This is a genomic window from uncultured Selenomonas sp. (assembly GCF_963528755.1).
GTDB lineage: Bacteria > Bacillota > Negativicutes > Selenomonadales > Selenomonadaceae > Selenomonas.
In genome coordinates this window covers 1-15,468 of the sequence record NZ_CAURXA010000002.1, presented here as the reverse complement: position 1 = coordinate 15,468, position 15,468 = coordinate 1, and the positions used below count along the sequence as shown (strand labels likewise).

Annotated in this window: 16 protein-coding genes and 1 tRNA gene; 16 read left to right on the top strand and 1 reads right to left on the bottom strand. The window is 56.6% G+C overall.

Going from position 1 to position 15,468, the window contains the following annotated elements:
- Position 1: 1 nt before the first annotated feature.
- From RWS31_RS02175 to RWS31_RS02135, 9 genes are all read left to right on the top strand, one after another.
- A complete protein-coding gene (locus RWS31_RS02175; RefSeq protein WP_314595739.1) occupies positions 2 to 532 on the top strand; it encodes an NYN domain-containing protein in 531 nt (176 codons plus the stop codon).
- A 200-nt stretch (positions 533 to 732) separates the two neighbouring features.
- Complete coding sequence (gene sigH / locus RWS31_RS02170; RefSeq protein WP_314595737.1) at positions 733 to 1,479, top strand: RNA polymerase sporulation sigma factor SigH; 747 nt, start codon at positions 733 to 735, stop codon at positions 1,477 to 1,479.
- 164 nt (positions 1,480 to 1,643) lie between these two features.
- Entirely contained in the window at positions 1,644 to 1,850 is a 207-nt protein-coding gene (locus tag RWS31_RS02165; protein WP_314595735.1) for a hypothetical protein, read from the top strand.
- Positions 1,847 to 2,638 carry an HAD family hydrolase gene (locus tag RWS31_RS02160; protein WP_314595733.1) on the top strand — a complete coding sequence of 264 codons (792 nt, stop codon included), beginning with the start codon at positions 1,847 to 1,849 and terminating at the stop codon, positions 2,636 to 2,638. The genes RWS31_RS02165 and RWS31_RS02160 overlap by 4 nt, the downstream gene beginning before the upstream one ends.
- Before the next feature lie 36 nt (positions 2,639 to 2,674).
- Complete coding sequence (locus RWS31_RS02155; RefSeq protein WP_314595731.1) at positions 2,675 to 3,574, top strand: ComEC/Rec2 family competence protein; 900 nt, start codon at positions 2,675 to 2,677, stop codon at positions 3,572 to 3,574.
- Positions 3,575 to 3,787, top strand: coding sequence for a DUF3006 domain-containing protein (locus tag RWS31_RS02150; protein ID WP_314595729.1), 213 nt, complete (start codon positions 3,575 to 3,577; stop codon positions 3,785 to 3,787).
- A 52-nt stretch (positions 3,788 to 3,839) separates the two neighbouring features.
- Positions 3,840 to 4,913: an N-acetylmuramoyl-L-alanine amidase gene (locus tag RWS31_RS02145; RefSeq protein ID WP_314596269.1), complete on the top strand. Its 1,074-nt coding sequence runs from the start codon at positions 3,840 to 3,842 to the stop codon at positions 4,911 to 4,913.
- A gap of 25 nt (positions 4,914 to 4,938) precedes the next feature.
- Positions 4,939 to 5,520: a GerMN domain-containing protein gene (locus RWS31_RS02140; RefSeq protein WP_314595727.1), complete on the top strand. Its 582-nt coding sequence runs from the start codon at positions 4,939 to 4,941 to the stop codon at positions 5,518 to 5,520.
- A 251-nt stretch (positions 5,521 to 5,771) separates the two neighbouring features.
- The gene (locus RWS31_RS02135) at positions 5,772 to 6,773 is read left to right on the top strand and encodes a hypothetical protein (RefSeq protein ID WP_314595725.1); all 1,002 of its coding nucleotides are present in this window, start codon (positions 5,772 to 5,774) and stop codon (positions 6,771 to 6,773) included.
- Between the two features lie 78 nt (positions 6,774 to 6,851).
- Here the strand turns inward: RWS31_RS02135 and putP are convergent, their stop codons facing one another.
- Entirely contained in the window at positions 6,852 to 8,330 is a 1,479-nt protein-coding gene (putP, locus tag RWS31_RS02130; protein ID WP_314595723.1) for a sodium/proline symporter PutP, read from the bottom strand.
- Positions 8,331 to 8,470: 140 nt separating this feature from the next.
- On the opposite strand from putP, the gene RWS31_RS02125 reads away from it, so the two are divergent.
- From RWS31_RS02125 to RWS31_RS02095, 7 genes are all read left to right on the top strand, one after another.
- A complete protein-coding gene (locus tag RWS31_RS02125; protein ID WP_314595721.1) occupies positions 8,471 to 9,871 on the top strand; it encodes an NAD(P)/FAD-dependent oxidoreductase in 1,401 nt (466 codons plus the stop codon).
- Between the two features lie 105 nt (positions 9,872 to 9,976).
- Positions 9,977 to 10,843 carry a response regulator gene (locus RWS31_RS02120; protein ID WP_314595720.1) on the top strand — a complete coding sequence of 289 codons (867 nt, stop codon included), beginning with the start codon at positions 9,977 to 9,979 and terminating at the stop codon, positions 10,841 to 10,843.
- Between the two features lie 6 nt (positions 10,844 to 10,849).
- Complete coding sequence (locus RWS31_RS02115; protein WP_314595717.1) at positions 10,850 to 11,314, top strand: chemotaxis protein CheX; 465 nt, start codon at positions 10,850 to 10,852, stop codon at positions 11,312 to 11,314.
- A 210-nt stretch (positions 11,315 to 11,524) separates the two neighbouring features.
- A complete protein-coding gene (gene map / locus RWS31_RS02110; protein WP_314595715.1) occupies positions 11,525 to 12,400 on the top strand; it encodes a type I methionyl aminopeptidase in 876 nt (291 codons plus the stop codon).
- The gene (locus RWS31_RS02105) at positions 12,397 to 13,737 is read left to right on the top strand and encodes a DEAD/DEAH box helicase (protein ID WP_314595713.1); all 1,341 of its coding nucleotides are present in this window, start codon (positions 12,397 to 12,399) and stop codon (positions 13,735 to 13,737) included. The genes map and RWS31_RS02105 overlap by 4 nt, the downstream gene beginning before the upstream one ends.
- 183 nt (positions 13,738 to 13,920) lie before the next feature.
- Positions 13,921 to 15,168 (top strand): diphosphate--fructose-6-phosphate 1-phosphotransferase, encoded by a 1,248-nt coding sequence (gene pfp, locus RWS31_RS02100; protein ID WP_314595711.1) that lies wholly within the window; start codon positions 13,921 to 13,923, stop codon positions 15,166 to 15,168.
- Between the two features lie 138 nt (positions 15,169 to 15,306).
- Positions 15,307 to 15,382: transfer RNA gene (locus RWS31_RS02095), tRNA-Met, on the top strand.
- Positions 15,383 to 15,468 lie beyond the last annotated feature (86 nt).

Here is a 15,468-nt window from a genome sequence, read left to right as displayed (position 1 = left end):
GATGGCGAAGAAGCGTGAACACTTCATCATCGACGGCTACAATGTCATCCATGCGCTGCCCGAGCTGGCCTCCCTTGCGGGCGACCTTGCAGAAGCGCGTGACCGCTTGCTTCACCTGCTCATGGAGTACGGCGCTTACGAAAAATACGATATGACCGTTGTCTTTGACGCTCTCTTTGCAAGCGGTGAGGAGCACAAGGAACAGGTCGCGCCGCACTTCGAGGTCATCTACACGGGCGAAGGCGTGACGGCGGACAGCTGCATCGAGCGCCTTGCCTACGAATCCGTGCGCACCTCGCGCGAGGTGCACGTCGTGACCTCCGACGGTGCCGAGCAGTCGGCGATCCTCGGTGCGGGCGCCTATCGCATCTCATCGGCGGAGCTTTGGCGGCGCGTGAAGAAGACGAAGAAAAAAATTGCCGACGAGTACTTGGGCGAAGTGACGCTTCCCCTTTCGCGTAACGAAGTCGGCTCGCGCATCGACAGCTGCACGGCGGCGAAGCTAGACGCTCTGCGAAAGCGAAGACGCTGAAATGTACGGGAAAAGGTGCGTACAAATGAGAAATATGCGCAGCAAAATGCGCCAAAGGCGGAAAAAGCCGCGCCGCGCTTGACGTTTCGGGCATCTGTGGAGTATAATCAAAGCAGTCGAGGGGAGGCTGAAGAATTGGCCCCCCTCTGGGGACATCGTTTTCTTCAGAAGTGGAAAACAACACGAATGGGGTCGATGCTATGGAAGCGGAAATGAGAGACAGCAGCAATGATACACGGTTTGAAGGATTTGACGGCCTGACGGATGAGGAAGTCATTTCTCGGATCAAGGAAAATTGCAGCAACATCGCTCTGGATTACTTGATCAACAAGTATCGTAACTTCGTTCGCGCAAAGGCGCGCTCCTACTTCCTCATCGGTGCTGACCGTGAGGATATCGTGCAGGAGGGCATGATCGGCCTTTACAAAGCGATTCGTGATTTCCGCAACGACCGCCTTTCGTCCTTTCGCGCGTTTGCTGAGCTCTGTGTGACACGCCAGATCATCACGGCGATCAAGACGGCGACGCGCCAGAAGCATATCCCGCTGAATTCATACATATCGCTCAACAAGCCGATTTACGATGAGGATTCTGACCGCACGCTCCTCGATATTCTGCCAGGAGCACGCGTTTCAAATCCCGAGGAGCTCGTCATCAGTCAAGAAGAGTTCGTCGACATCGAGGAAAAGATGGAAGAGATTCTGAGCGATCTCGAATGGCGCGTGCTCATGAGCTACCTCGACGGCAAGTCGTATCAGGAAATCGCCGTCGACCTTGACCGCCATGTCAAGTCCATCGACAATGCGCTGCAGCGCGTGAAGCGCAAGTTGGAGCGCTATATGGAAAACCGCGGGGACGAGGTTGACATCACGACGGTCTACCGAGGTTTGAGCACGATCAATCATCGTATGCACGATGCCCTTGACGCCCAGATGCAGCGGAAATAGAGAGGGCAGCCGCTTTCAGCCAAGGCGCTTGGCATGGGAGCGGCTTTTTCGCATACAGGGGGAGGGCGCTCGGAAATCGGACGGCGAGCGCCTCTTGACGGTGGGTTCGCGTGAGCTTTCCGATGCAAAAGCGTGCAGGAAAAGCAAGGGGAAAGGTGAAATGCATGGAAAAACTGAAAAGAATACGCAAGCTCGATTGGTTCATCCTCGTCGTGGCCGTTTGGCTCATGGCCACGCTTGACTATGACAATTTGCAGACCATCGACATCGCCTATCTCGTTTCGATGGCGCTGTGGACCGTGTTCCTCATCATGCGCGTCGTCTTCGATCTGCCGCATGAGAAGAAGAACGAGGTCGGCGAAGAGAAATGAGAAAGGCGGTTTTCTTCGACCTCGATGGCACGATCATCGATGTCATGCACAAGAGGCCGCTGCCCACCGAGGCGGTGCGCACGGCGATTCGTCGTCTGCAAGAAGCAGGGCACTATGCCTTCGTTGCCACAGGGCGTCCGTACAGCTTCATTGAGCAAGGGTTGCTCGACTTCGGCTTCGACGGTTTCGTGCTCATGAACGGCGCCGTCGTCATGGTCGGCGGTGAACTCATTTTTCAGAAGCCTCTGCCGCCGCCGCTCGTCTGCCGCATCGTGCGCCTGGCGCAGGAGAAGGGCCTGGACTTCTGCCAGGAGAGCGTGGACTTTACCTACATGGGTGCGGAATGCAAGGGGTTGGAAGCCTTCTTCAAGAGCTTCGATGTTCCGCTTGACTTCTTTCGCCGCGATTTTTCCTGGCGCGATGTTGTGACCTACAAGATGGAGTTTTATGCCGCAGAGCGCACGTCCTTTGCAGCCTTTCTGCAGCTTCCGGGCGTCACGGGTCTCGTCGATGCGGCGCACGGCAGGAACTTCGAGCTGTATTCCGCGCACGAATCGAAGGGCACGGGCATCCTTCATGCGCTCGAGCATATCGGCGTTCCCGTGGAAGAAAGCTACGCTTTCGGCGACGGCGAGAACGACATCGAGATGATGCAGACCGTCGCGCACGCCCTCGTCATGGGGAACGCCAACGAGAGGTTGTTGCCTCATGCTGAGACCGTCGTGCCTACGGTGCTGGAAGACGGTGCGGCGTGGGGAATCGAACACTGTATCTTGCAAGACGATTGAGATGTGACAGCTCAGACGAACGATAGGAGAATCCTTATGAAGAAAATGCTGGGCATGCTCGCCGCACTCGTTTTTGCCTGCACATTGCTGACAGGCTGCATGGGAGCACCGAACGCGGCGCAGGAAGCGGCGCAGGCAAAGGTCGACGCTCTAAACGTCAAAGTGCTCGACATCGGGCAGGGCGACGCCATCCTCATACGAACGGCCGATCAGACCATATTCATCGACACGGGCGACCTCGACGAGCATCCGAAGCTTGAAGCGGCGCTCAAGAAGGAAAATGTCAAGACGGTCGACAAGCTCATCATCACGCACCCCCATGCCGACCATCTGGGCGGCGCCTCCGTCCTCTTCAAGAACTGTGAGGTCAAGGCGGTCTATGACAACGGCGAGCCGACGACGGCGAAGTTCTACCGCGACTACCTGAAGACCATCAAGTCGAAGAACATTCCCTACAAGGCTCTCGTCGACGGCGATGTGCTCGACTTTGGCGGCGGCGTTTCGTTTCACGTTCTGAGTCCGACGGCGCAAATGGTGAAGGAGGGTGGCAAGAAGAACGGCAAGCCGAATCTCAACATCAACTCGATTGTCGGCAGGCTCGAATACGGCGACTTCACGATGCTCTTCACGGGCGATGCAGAAAAGGAGACGGAGAACTCGACGCTTTCGCGTCACAGCGCGGCCGATCTCAAGAGCCTCGTTCTCAAGGCGCCGCACCACGGCAGCAAGACTTCGTCGACGGTGGCGTTTTTGAAGGCGACGGCTCCCGAGGTCGTCGCGATCTCCTGCGGTGCGGGCAACGACTACGGGCATCCGCACAAGGAAGTCCTCGAAAGATACAAGAAGTTCAACATCAAGGTCTATCGCACCGATCAAGGCGGCACGATCGCCATAACCTCGGACGGCAAGGCCTACAGCGTGAAGGAGGAAAAGTAAATGGCGTTTGCCGTCATCGATCGCTTCGAGGAAGAAAAGGCGGTTCTCCTCGTGGGAGAGGAAGAGAAGAAAGTTGTATTTCCTGCGGACGAACTGCCCGCGGGGCTTTCGGAGGGCGATTACATCCGCTGGGAGATTTCCTTTGACGAAGAGCGTACGAGAGAAGCGCGTGAAGAAGCGGCGGATCTCTTAAGGAGCCTCAAGGGAGAATGAGAAGTGAGATGGAAATTCGGAGCTTGACGCTCTTATGAGATTGACGATAGGAGTGGTTTTTTTGTTCAAACGATTTTTTTTATCCGTCAGCCTTTTTCTGATGGCGCTCATGCTCTTTGCCCCCGAGGCTTTCGCCGCGAGGGCACTTGAGCTCAATGACCTCCAGTATCAGGTGGTTGAGGAGGATGGACGCAGCGTGCTGCGCATCGAGATTGGCATGAATCGTGCGGATGCTTCCTATATGGTTCAGAAAGATCCGGCGAAGCCCAAGCATCTGATCGTGGCCGTGCAGGATGCGAAACTCGGCGCCATGCGCACGGACGCGACGCTCGACGGCGCACTCGGACGCTTCATGACGCTGCGCGAGGAGGGGCGGCGCGGCGTGGAGATCATGGTTTCCTTCGCCTCGGAGGTGGAAGAGCAGAATTACGCCGTCTACACGCTGCCTGCCGATCGCAGCGCGAAGAAGCCGGATCGCCTCGTCATCGACGTGATGACGCCCGTCGCTCTTCCTGTGCCGGCATTCGTCGCACCCGATGGCATCGAAGGCGTCGCTGGGCATACGATCGTGCTCGATCCCGGGCACGGTGGCAGCGATTCGGGTGCGGTCGGCCCAAACGGCGTGCGTGAAAAGGATGTGACTCTCCAGGTAGCGCAGAAGGTGCAGCGGCTCTTGGAAGGTGCAGGTGCGCACGTCGTGATGACGCGCACGACGGATCGCGACGTCTACGGCCCAAATGCTTCGGATGGACAGGAATTGCAGGCACGTGTCGACGTCGCCGAGCGCACGCCGGGAGCGGATCTGTTCTTGAGCATCCACTGCAACGCTTTTTCCAACCCGATGGCGAACGGTACGGAAACGTATTCGTATTATGGCTCGATCGAGGGCGGCAGACTCGCCGCGATCCTGCAGGAAGAGCTTCTTACAGCAGGTGGCCTGCAGGATCGCGGTGCGAAGGAGGCAAACCTCTACGTGCTCAAGCATTCGAGCATACCTGCCTCTCTTGTCGAGCTTGCTTTCATCTCGAACGAACGTGAAGAAGCCTTGCTGACCTCGGAGGATTTTCAAAATAAGATGGCATTTGCCATAGCGAAGGGGCTGAGCCGCTTCTTTGTGGGCGAATAAGTGAAAAGAAAGGCGGTTTTTTAGAATGAAAATCATGAAATCCATGCTCGCGCTCTTCATGCTTCTGATGCTTCTCCTTGCTGTGGGCTGCGGGGCAGACGATAAATCCAAGGGCGCGGACACGTCGGCGGCAGACAAGCCAGCGGCGACGGACAAGAAGGACGCGGGGACGAAGAACGGTGCGGCCAAGCAGGCGGAAAAGATTGGCATCAAGGTCTACTATCCCGACGACAACGGCATGAAACTCGTAGCTGAGACGCGCACGGTCGAGACGACGCAGGACGGCAAGTACAAGGTAGCGATGGAATCCCTGCTCTCGGGCACGAAGGCGAAGGGCGTCGTCACGATCATCCCCAAGAAGGCGAAACTCAAAAGCGTCGCAGTCAAGGACGGAATTGCGACCGTCGATTTTAACGAAGACCTCGTTAAGAACTTTGCAGGAGGCTCGACGGGCGAAGAAATGCTCGTCGGCTCCATCGTCAACACCTTGACCGAGTTCCCCGAGGTGAAGTCCGTGCAGATCCTTCTCGAAGGAAAGAAAGTCGACTCTCTGGCCGGTCATCTCGACACATCGAAGCCGCTCAAGCGCATGACAGACCTTCTGTGAGAATAATCCCGATGATTTCGGGATGAGGAGCGATATTTCTCTATGGAAAAGGGGCTGCCGCACATGATCTAAGTGCGACAGCCCCTTTTGTTTGCTGTAAGACGGTCATTTATCTCTGTAGTGAGAGCCGCATTGGACGATCTTCATCGTATCATGCTTGCAGTTTAAGAGACAACAAAAAAAATTCGATGAAATAAAGAAGAACAGCGGAAGATTACCTCTCAGCATAGGGAAGGGATGAGGAAATGAGCATGAGAATCGGAACTGTCGTGCGCGGGCGCGAGGCGAGCGCTTCTTTTGTATCTGAGCCCTCCTCTGCCATGGCATTGAAGGGCAAGGAGAAGGAGAAGACGCATCTCGGCAGTGCAGCGGAGGTATGGATCAGCAGGAAGGCGCGGCTTCTGCAGCTTGGGGAAAAGGACGCGAAGGAGATTCTGCGCGACGCCGAGGAGCGGGACGACATGTCGGCACGCGGCAGGATCGAAAGTGTGGAGGACACGCGGGATGTCGTCAAGGCGGAGAAGGAGCGCGTCGTTGCCATCAAGGAACTGCTCAAGGATGATACCTTGACCGACGATGAAAGAAAGGTGCTCAAGGAGGAGAAGGAAAAGCTCCTGTCACACATCGTCGCGACCTCGTACGACGACAAGATCTCCATGATTTATGACCTTAAAACAAAGTTGGAGAAGAAGGTGACTGAAGCGCGTGCAGAAGTCGAGGAAGACCGCCTGTGTGCGCCTTTGCCGAAGGATGAGGACGAGGATTTCAATTGGTTTGAAGCCAGCCACGAAGAAGTGGAAAAGATGATTGAGAAGATAAACAAAAGAGAGGAGGCGCGGATGGCAGGCCGGCGTATAGAGGATCCTCTAGGGCTGCGGGGCAGAGAACAGAGAGACTTTGATGAACTCGATGCGAGTTTTTCAAAACTCAATATATGGCTTGAGGACACACAGGCTTTGGCGGAAGATCTGGAGTGGACGCTTCTGAAGCTTGCCGAATGCGGTCGTCAGGAAGACTCGGATGAGGCCACCGAGAAGATGAAGGAAGAGCAGAAAAAGCTCGAGGAAATCGCGAAAATGAAAGAAGGTCTTCTGCCTCTGCCGCCTGAAAAGAAGCAGAAGGAAGATGCCGACACCGATGATGCTGATGGAAAAGACAAGGGCAAGATTGCCGGCACCGCTGCCCCGACTGCATCGCCCGCTGCCCGCGCAGCCGTCCGCATCGCCATGGCTCGCTATGCGGCGAAACATTGAAACATGAAAAAAGAACGGTCATCAGAAGCTCCTGAGGTGCTTCCGGCGACCGTTCTTTTTCTCGTTTCGGAACTATATCTATATCTCGCTCTTTCCCACGGCGTCGAACGTGTCCGTGATGCTCTTTGCAGGCTCTTTATCCAAGAGGCTCACGACATAGATGGCGCAGAGGGCAAGGACGAAGCCCGGGATGATCTCGTAGAGGCCGAAGAGGGCGAACTGCTTCCATACGAGGACGGTGATGCCGCCCGTGATGATGCCCGCGAGGATGCCGTTTCTCGTGGCGCGGCGCCAGAAGAGCGAGGCGAGCAATGCGGGGCCGAAGGCGGCGCCGAAGCCTGCCCAGGCGTAGGCGACCATGTCGAGGATGAGGCTCTCGGGGTTCATGGCAAGCGTCAGAGAGAGGGCGGCAATCGCGAGGACGGAGAGGCGACTGACCCAGACGAGTTCGCTTTGGCTCGCGTTCTTATGAAGCAGCGAGCGGTAGAAATCCTGCGCGAAGGCTGAAGCTGCGACGAGGAGTTGCGCCGATGCTGTGCTCATGATGGCGGCGAGGACGGCGGAGAGGATGAGTCCGGCGACGAAGGGGTTGAAGATCGAATCCGTCATCACGAGAAAGACCGTCTCCGTTGCTGTGCCGAAGAGCGGCTCGGTAAGGTAGGCGCGTCCGACCATGCCGACGAGGACGGCGGCAGCAAGCGAGATAGCGACCCACGTCATGGCGATGTGCATGGCGCGTTCAAGCTCAGCGGATGAGCGGATCGCCATGAAGCGCACGAGGATGTGCGGTTGACCGAAGTAGCCGAGTCCCCAGCCCATGAGCGAGATGAACTCGATGAAACCGAGCGTCGAGCCGTCGGGTTTCTGGAAAGGATTGAAAAACGACGGCTCCATCGTGTAGATGGCGGCGAGCGTCACAGATGGACCGCCGAGCAGATAGGAGGCGGCAGCGGGCACGAGCAGGATGGCGAAGAACATCATGACGCCTTGAATGAAGTCTGTCCAGCAGACGGCGAGGAAGCCGCCCGCGAGCGTGTAGAAGACGACGACGAAAGCGCCGAGAAATAGCGCTTCTGTGTAGGGAAGCGCGAAGATCGTCTCGAAGAGCTTGCCGCCTGCGACGAAGCCCGACGATGTGTAGATGATGAAGAAGAGCAAGATGAAGACGGCGGGAATGATGCGCAGAAGGTTTGATTTGTCCTCATAGCGATTCTGCAGAAAATCGGGCAGCGTCAGCGAATTGTTGGCAAGCTCCGTATATTTTCTAAGACGTGCAGCAACGAACTTCCAGTTCGCATAGGTGCCGAGCGCAAGCCCCAAGGCGATCCAGCCCGCATTGAGTCCCGCGATGTAGGCAAAGCCCGGCAGCCCCATGAGCATCCAGCCGCTCATGTCGGAGGCCTCGGCGCTCAAGGAGGTGACCCACGCACCGAGCTTGCGGTTGCCGAGGATGTAGTCCGCCATGGAACGCGTGCGCCGATAGTAGTAGATGCCGATGAGCATCATGAGGCCGAGGTAGACGATGAATGCGATGACGATCGCCATGTTGTTTGTCAAGATAAATCCCCCTAAAGGAAGTACGGATGAATTCTACGGATATACTTTCTTATTATAATGAAAAGCGTCCCTTTATGCAACGAATCCCTTGCATAAAGGAACTTCTTCCTATATAATACCAATTGTAGAAGAGTGAGCGGATGGGAGGCGACGAGGTGAAAAAATACGATGTCGCCATCGTGGGCGCGGGTCCGGCGGGCGTTTTCGCGGCGTATGAGCTGGCAGAGAAGAAGCCCGGCCTTTCCATCGTCGTCTTAGAGAGCGGCAACGACATATATCATCGCTGCTGTCCGATTGCGGCGGGCAAGGTCAAGAGTTGCATCGGCTGCAAGCCTTGCAGCATCATGCGTGGCTTTGGTGGCGCGGGCGCCTTTTCTGACGGAAAGTACAACTTTACGACGCAGTTCGGCGGCTGGCTCGGCGAGTACATCAGTTCCGCTGAGGTCATGCGTCTCATCGAGTACGTCGATGCGATCAACATGCGCCACGGTGCTCCTGCAAAGGTGTTCAGCACGAAGGGAAGCCGCATCGGCAAGCTTGCCTTGGAGCATGATCTGCATCTTTTGGAAGCGAGTGTGCGCCACCTTGGCACGGAAAACAACTTGAAAATGCTCGAAAAAACGTACGAGTACATGAAGGATCGCGTCGAGTTCCGCTTCCATGAACCCGTCAGGAATATCCTTTCCGACGGCGAGGGAGAAAACGCCTTGGAACTGGAAAGCGGCGAGCGCATCGCCGCTGAATATCTCGTCGTCGCGCCGGGGCGCTCGGGCGCCGAATGGTTTTCCGAGGAGTGTCGGCGGCTGCGCGTCGAGCAGAAGAACAATCAGGTCGATGTCGGTGTGCGCGTCGAAGTACCCGATGAGATCTTCGACCATATCACGTCGGAGGTCTATGAGGCAAAACTCGTCTATCGCACGAAGCGCTACGGCGATTCCGTGCGAACCTTCTGCATGAATCCGCACGGTCATGTCGTCATGGAAAACACGGGTGGCATCATGACGGTCAACGGTCACTCGTACAGCGATCCAAAAATGCAGAGCCACAATACGAACTTTGCGCTCCTGGTGTCGAACCATTTCACGGAGCCGTTCAACGAGCCGCACAAGTACGGTAAGAGCATCGCGTCTTTTTCCAATATGCTCGGCGGCGGCATCATCATGCAGCGTTACGGCGATCTCGTCAAGGGCAGGCGCACGAACGCGCACCGCATGAGCCACAGCTTCATGGAGCCGACGCTTCATGCGACGCCCGGCGATCTCTCGCTGATTCTGCCCAAGCGTCATCTCGACAACATCATGGAGATGGTGCAGGCGCTCAACGCCGTTGCACCGGGCATGACGAACGACGACACGCTGCTCTATGGCGTCGAGGTCAAGTTCTACAGTTCGCGCATCGTGCTGTCCAATGAGCTTGAAACGCGCCTTAAGAACGTTTTTGCCGTCGGCGACGGCGCCGGCGTTACGCGCGGCCTTTCGCAGGCGGGCGCGAGCGGCGTGCACGTCGCCCGCGTCATACTCTCGCGCATGGGCGCAGATTGAGAAAGTGCTTAATCTTTTAGTGACTTTGGCCGATAGGATAATATAAGGGAGTATGTTCTTTTTTTAGGCAATATCTTATTGGACGGAAAGAATAGGGTGAGCTTAGTGAATAAAATCAAGATCATGATTGTCGACGACTCGCGCGTCAGCCAGGCGATGCTTGAGGGCATCCTCAAGAAGGCGGGCTTCGAGGTCTGCGCCATAGCAAGCAACGCTGCCGAGGCCGTTGAGAAATACAAGGAGACGCGTCCAGCCGCTGTGACGATGGACATGAACCTGCCCGATGCCAACGGCATTGAGACGAGCCGCCGTATCCTCGCCTTCGATCCTGAAGCCACGATCGTCATGATCAGCGCGATGAAAGATGCGAGCCTCATGACGCAGGGGCGCGAGGCGGGTATCCATGCTTTCCTGCAGAAGCCCGTGAAGCCCAATGAGATCATCGACATACTGATCATTTTGTGCCAGAAGAAGGGCGGTGCTGCCGTCACCATGCTGCGTGATTCCTACGTGACGACATTTGCGCAGGCACTGCAGCGCAGTTTGTTTAGCTTGCTCGGCATGGAGAGCGAGATCGAGATTTCCGTTGATGAAAGCCCCTATCTGATGATCAAGGGCATCGCGGTCATCATCGGACTTACGGGTTCGCCCATGGGACGTGCCGTCATTCATATGGATACTGATACCATGCGCCGGTTTGCTCTGCGCATGCTCGCGATGGATGAGCATGATGACATTGAGGAGGACGAGATCAATGATTCGGTCGAAGAGTCGGCGAACATTATCGTCGGCCGTGGCGTATCAAAGGTCAATGATATCTTCCGCGATAAGGAAATGCGCTTGACTCCGCCGGGGACGATCAGCGGCGCGAATATCCGCATCGCCAATCCGAAGCTCACCTCGTTCGAGGTTGTCGCGAAGACGGAGATCGGAAATATCTGCTTGAATCTCGGATTTGCGGAGGGGGAATAAAGAAAGATGGATGCAAAACTTGTCAATCCTTTTATTGACGCCTTCACCGCCGTCATGCCGCAGATCGGCTTCCCAGAGCCGAAGCGTGCCAAGGTCACGGTAAAGCAGAAGAATGCCGTGAGTCTCGGCGTTTCCGTCATCGTCGGCTTCACGAAGCAGATTCGCGGCAATGTCGTTTACAACATGACGGAGAGCACGGCGAAATTCATCGCCTCCACGATGATGATGGGCATGCCCGTCGAGAACTTCGACGAGATGGCGCAGAGCGCGATTTCCGAGCTCAGCAACATGCTGACGGCGAACACGGCGACGCATATTGCAGGACTTGGCTTGGAGGTCGATATCTCCACGCCGTCGCTTTCCATCGGCGAGGACTTCCAGATCAAGATCAGTAGTGACAGCTACCTTGCCGTCGATATGGATCTCGGCGGTCATATCGTCGAGCTTGACATTTCCGTAGCAACTACCTGACGCCGCCCTGTATGAAAGAGGCAGCGCTGCTGTTTGATGCCGCAGTTTCCCTCGTGAGAGGGGATTGCGGCATTTGATCTTTTAAAGATAATGTTTCGCAGTGCAAGAAGGAATATGTTATAATGGGAGAAAAGCGCATGAGAGATCCAGGCTCGATGCGCGACGATTTTTTGCATGACGCTTTGCGTCATGCGTGCGAGGAGCAATGAAATGACGAGAAACGATTTGTGCTGGTGCGGCAGCGGCAAGAAGTATAAGAAATGCCATATGGACTTCGATGAGCGTATTCGTTCGATGAAATTTGATATCTATCGCGGGCAGGTGCGCCCGCCGCACAGTATCATCAAGAATGCGGCGGACATTGAGGGCATCCGAAAGAGCGGTGTCGTCAATGACGGGGCGCTCGACCTCATGGGCGAAATGGTGCAGCCGGGCATCGATACGGCGACGCTCGACAAGGCGGCGCACGACTATATCACCGATCACGGCGGCATTCCCGCGTGCCTGAATTTCGAGGGCTTCCCCAAGAGCGTCTGCATTTCGATCAATGATGTCGTCTGCCATGGCATCCCATCGAAGAAGACGGTGCTGAAGGAAGGTGACATCGTGAACGTCGACATCACAACGATTTTGGATGGTTACTATGCCGACGCGTCGCGCATGTACATCGTCGGCGGCAAGACGACGCCAGAAGCGGCGCGTCTCGTCGAGGTGGCGAAGGAGTGCATGAACCTTGGCATTGAGGCGGCCAGGCCGTGGCACTTCCTCGGTGACATCGGCGCAGCGTGTGACGCGCACGCGCGCGCCAACGGCTGCTCCGTCGTGACGCAGCTCGGCGGACACGGCGTGGGCAAGGATTTCCACGAAGAGCCATTCGTGCCGCATGTGGGTGAGGTCGACACGGGCATGTTGCTCGTGCCGGGCATGGTGCTGACGGTCGAGCCGATGATCAACGCAGGTAAGTACAAGGTGACGGTCGACAAGAAGGATGGCTGGACGGTGCGCACGAAGGACGGTTCCCTTTCGGCGCAGTGGGAAAAGACGATTCTCATCACGGAGACGGGAACGGAGGTACTTTCGAGTTGAATTTTTCAGAACTTCACTGCCCGGAAGTGTTGGTAGATGCTCTCGCGCGTCAAGGTATACGCGAGGCGACTCCTGTGCAGGAGCAGGCGATTCCCGCCGTGCGTTCAGGACGCGACGCCATCGTGCAGGCGCAGACGGGCACGGGCAAGACGCTCGCCTTCCTGCTGCCCTTGATCGAACGCATCAAGGGAAATGCCCAGATAGCGCAGGCTCTTGTCGTCAGCCCGACGCGCGAGCTGGCCATGCAGACGGCGCACGTTGCCAAGATGCTTGCGGATGCGGCCGGCATACGAACGGCGCTCGTTTACGGCGGACAAGATATCGAGCGGCAGAAGGATAAGCTTCGCCAGAAGCCGCAGCTCATCATCGCGACGCCCGGCAGGCTTCTCGATCACCTGCGCCGCCACTCGGTTGAACTCTCGCAGGTCAACAAGATCGTCTTCGACGAAGCCGACGAGCTCATGCGCCTCGGCTTCGTCGAGGATGTGGAAACGATGCTCGAAGCGCTGGCGGGTGACCACCAACTCATGCTCTTTTCGGCTACGATGCCTGAGCGCATACGGGCACTCACGCGCCGCTACATGAAAGAGCCGCGCGAGATTACGGTGCAGCCCGAGTGTGTGACGCTCGCGAATATCGAGCAGGTCATTGTCGACACGCGCGAGGAGACGAAGCTTGACAAGCTCTGTGAACTGCTGAACAAATACCAGCCGTACCTTGCGATGGTCTTTTGCCATACGAAGCAGAAAGTCGCGCATGTGACGCTGGAACTCGCGGGGCGCGGCTATCTCGTCGACGAGCTGCACGGTGACCTCACGCAGACGCAGCGCAACCTCGTCATGCGCCGTTTCCGCGAGGCGAAGCTGCAGATCCTCGTCGTCACCGACATCGCGGCGCGCGGACTAGACATCGAGGGCGTCACGCACGTATTCAATTACGATCTGCCGCAGGATACGGAATGGTACATTCACCGCATCGGCAGGACGGGGCGTGCGGGGGCAAAGGGACTTGCGGTCACCTTCGTCAATGCGCATCAGTACGATCAGCTGCGCCGCATCGAGGCGGGCATCAAGGCTCGCCTCACCAAGGAAAAGTCGGAGAGAAGCGGCGGCAAGAACGTACGACGGAAGACAGCGGCGAAAGCGGCAGCGGCGAAGCAGGAGAATGCAGACGAAAAGTGTACAGCGCCAGCGAAGAGCGCACCGCCGCCCAAGCGCGGCAAGGCGGCGCAGCGTGCACGCCGTGTCGCCAAGAAGCGCGCGGGGCGTCCTGCGGCACGCTCCAAGAGCGGTACGAAGACGAACGCCGGCAGGCGTTCGCACCTCGGCAAACGGTAGTTTTATTGGAACATGCGAAAGAGCGACGGCTGACGATGCTGCCGCTCTTCTCTTTCGCGTGGGAACTTTCTTTCGACTTCTCCTCGTTTGCGGCAGGAAATTTACCTTTTTGACAGAATAAAGGAAGTATGTTCAATATGAAGCAATAAAATTTATGCGCGAAATGGAAGAGGGGGCTTTTTCATGATCGGAATCAAGAATGTCATTGCCATTATCTGTGGCGGCGGGCCAGCGCCCGGCATCAACAGCGTCATTTCCGCCGTGACCATCGAGGCTGACCGCCATGGCTGGGACGTACTCGGCATCTACGATGGTTTTTCGCGCCTCGCGCGCGGCGAGAAGAAATATGTGCGCCTCGACATGGAGCGCGTGAACCGCATCCATCTGACAGGCGGCTGCATCCTGCAGATGTCGCGCTATAACCCGACGAAGAAGGAATCCGACCTGCGCACAGTTGTCGATACTTTGACGGAACTTGGCGTTACGCACGTCGTGACGATCGGTGGTGATGACACGGCGTACAGCGCTATGGCGGTGTCGAATTACGCGCGCCAGATCGGTAAGACGATCAACGTCGTCCATGTGCCGAAGACCATCGACAACGACCTGCCACTGCCCGAGGGCATCCCGACGTTCGGTTTCGAGACAGCGCGTGCTTTCGGCACGGAGGAAATTGAAAACCTCATGGAAGACGCACGCACGAGCAACAATCGCTGGTACTTCACGATCGCCATGGGGCGCACTGCGGGACACTTGGCGCTCGGTATGGGACGCTCAGCGGGCGCGGCTCTGACGATCATTCCCGAGGAGTTCGCGGCGCAGTCGATTCCTCTGCAGCAGGTCGTCGACATCATCACGGGGTCGATTGTCAAGCGCTACTTGACGGGGCACAACTACGGCGTCGCCGTCATCGCCGAGGGTGTTATCGAGAAGATCGCACAGGAGGATTTCCAGAAACTTGGCAATCTCGTGCTCGACGAACATGGCCACATTCGCTACGCGGAATTGGACTTCGGCGAAATCTTAAAGCAGGCGGTGCTCGCCGAGGTCAAGAAGATCGGCATCAAGATCGCCATCGTGGACAAGGAAATCGGCTACGAGCTTCGCTGTGCCGCGCCGATCGCCTACGACATCGACTATGCACGCTCTCTGGGTTACGAGGCCGTGCAGTTTCTCATGCGCGGTGAGACGGGAGCGCTCATCACTCTGCAGGACAACCAGGCGAAGCCGCTCTTCTTCGATGAGATCAAGGATCCTGAAACGGGCAAGACGAAGGTGCGCAAGGTCAATATTGAGTCCGTCCACTACAAAATTGCGCGTGGCTTCATGATGCGCATGGAAAAGGAGGATCTCGACGATCCTGGCCTCGCTAATGCCTATCATATGGAAAGAGACGAGTTCAAGGAGAGGTATGCCTATCTTTTTGAGTGATTGGGATGAGGTTTTGATGAAAAAGTCGCCGATGCCGCATGTTTCGGCGACTTTTTCCTTTTTGCACCCTTTACAAAGTTCTTTCACTATAGTATAATTGTTTCCTGTCAGCCGATGGTTTACGGTGTGACAAAATATCGCGGGATGGAGCAGTTGGTAGCTCGTCGGGCTCATAACCCGAAGGTCAGAGGTTCAAGTCCTCTTCCCGCAACCAACGCGAGATGCGGCGCATGCCGTTTTGATATATGGGTAGGTGCCCGAGTGGTTAAAGGGAACAGACTGTAAATCTGTCATCTTCGG

Bases quoted from the DNA above. Each gene is read 5' to 3' on its own strand.
- RWS31_RS02165 (WP_314595735.1), top strand. From the start codon at position 1,644: ATGGAAAAACTGAAAAGAATACGCAAGCTCGATTGGTTCATCCTCGTC.
- RWS31_RS02150 (WP_314595729.1), top strand. From the start codon at position 3,575: ATGGCGTTTGCCGTCATCGATCGCTTCGAGGAAGAAAAGGCGGTTCTC.
- pfp (WP_314595711.1), top strand. From the start codon at position 13,921: ATGATCGGAATCAAGAATGTCATTGCCATTATCTGTGGCGGCGGGCCA.
- RWS31_RS02160 (WP_314595733.1), top strand. From the start codon at position 1,847: ATGAGAAAGGCGGTTTTCTTCGACCTCGATGGCACGATCATCGATGTC.
- RWS31_RS02135 (WP_314595725.1), top strand. From the start codon at position 5,772: ATGAGAATCGGAACTGTCGTGCGCGGGCGCGAGGCGAGCGCTTCTTTT.
- RWS31_RS02115 (WP_314595717.1), top strand. From the start codon at position 10,850: ATGGATGCAAAACTTGTCAATCCTTTTATTGACGCCTTCACCGCCGTC.
- RWS31_RS02155 (WP_314595731.1), top strand. From the start codon at position 2,675: ATGAAGAAAATGCTGGGCATGCTCGCCGCACTCGTTTTTGCCTGCACA.
- RWS31_RS02125 (WP_314595721.1), top strand. From the start codon at position 8,471: ATGGGAGGCGACGAGGTGAAAAAATACGATGTCGCCATCGTGGGCGCG.
- RWS31_RS02175 (WP_314595739.1), top strand. From the start codon at position 2: ATGGCGAAGAAGCGTGAACACTTCATCATCGACGGCTACAATGTCATC.
- RWS31_RS02140 (WP_314595727.1), top strand. From the start codon at position 4,939: ATGAAAATCATGAAATCCATGCTCGCGCTCTTCATGCTTCTGATGCTT.
- sigH (WP_314595737.1), top strand. From the start codon at position 733: ATGGAAGCGGAAATGAGAGACAGCAGCAATGATACACGGTTTGAAGGA.
- map (WP_314595715.1), top strand. From the start codon at position 11,525: ATGACGAGAAACGATTTGTGCTGGTGCGGCAGCGGCAAGAAGTATAAG.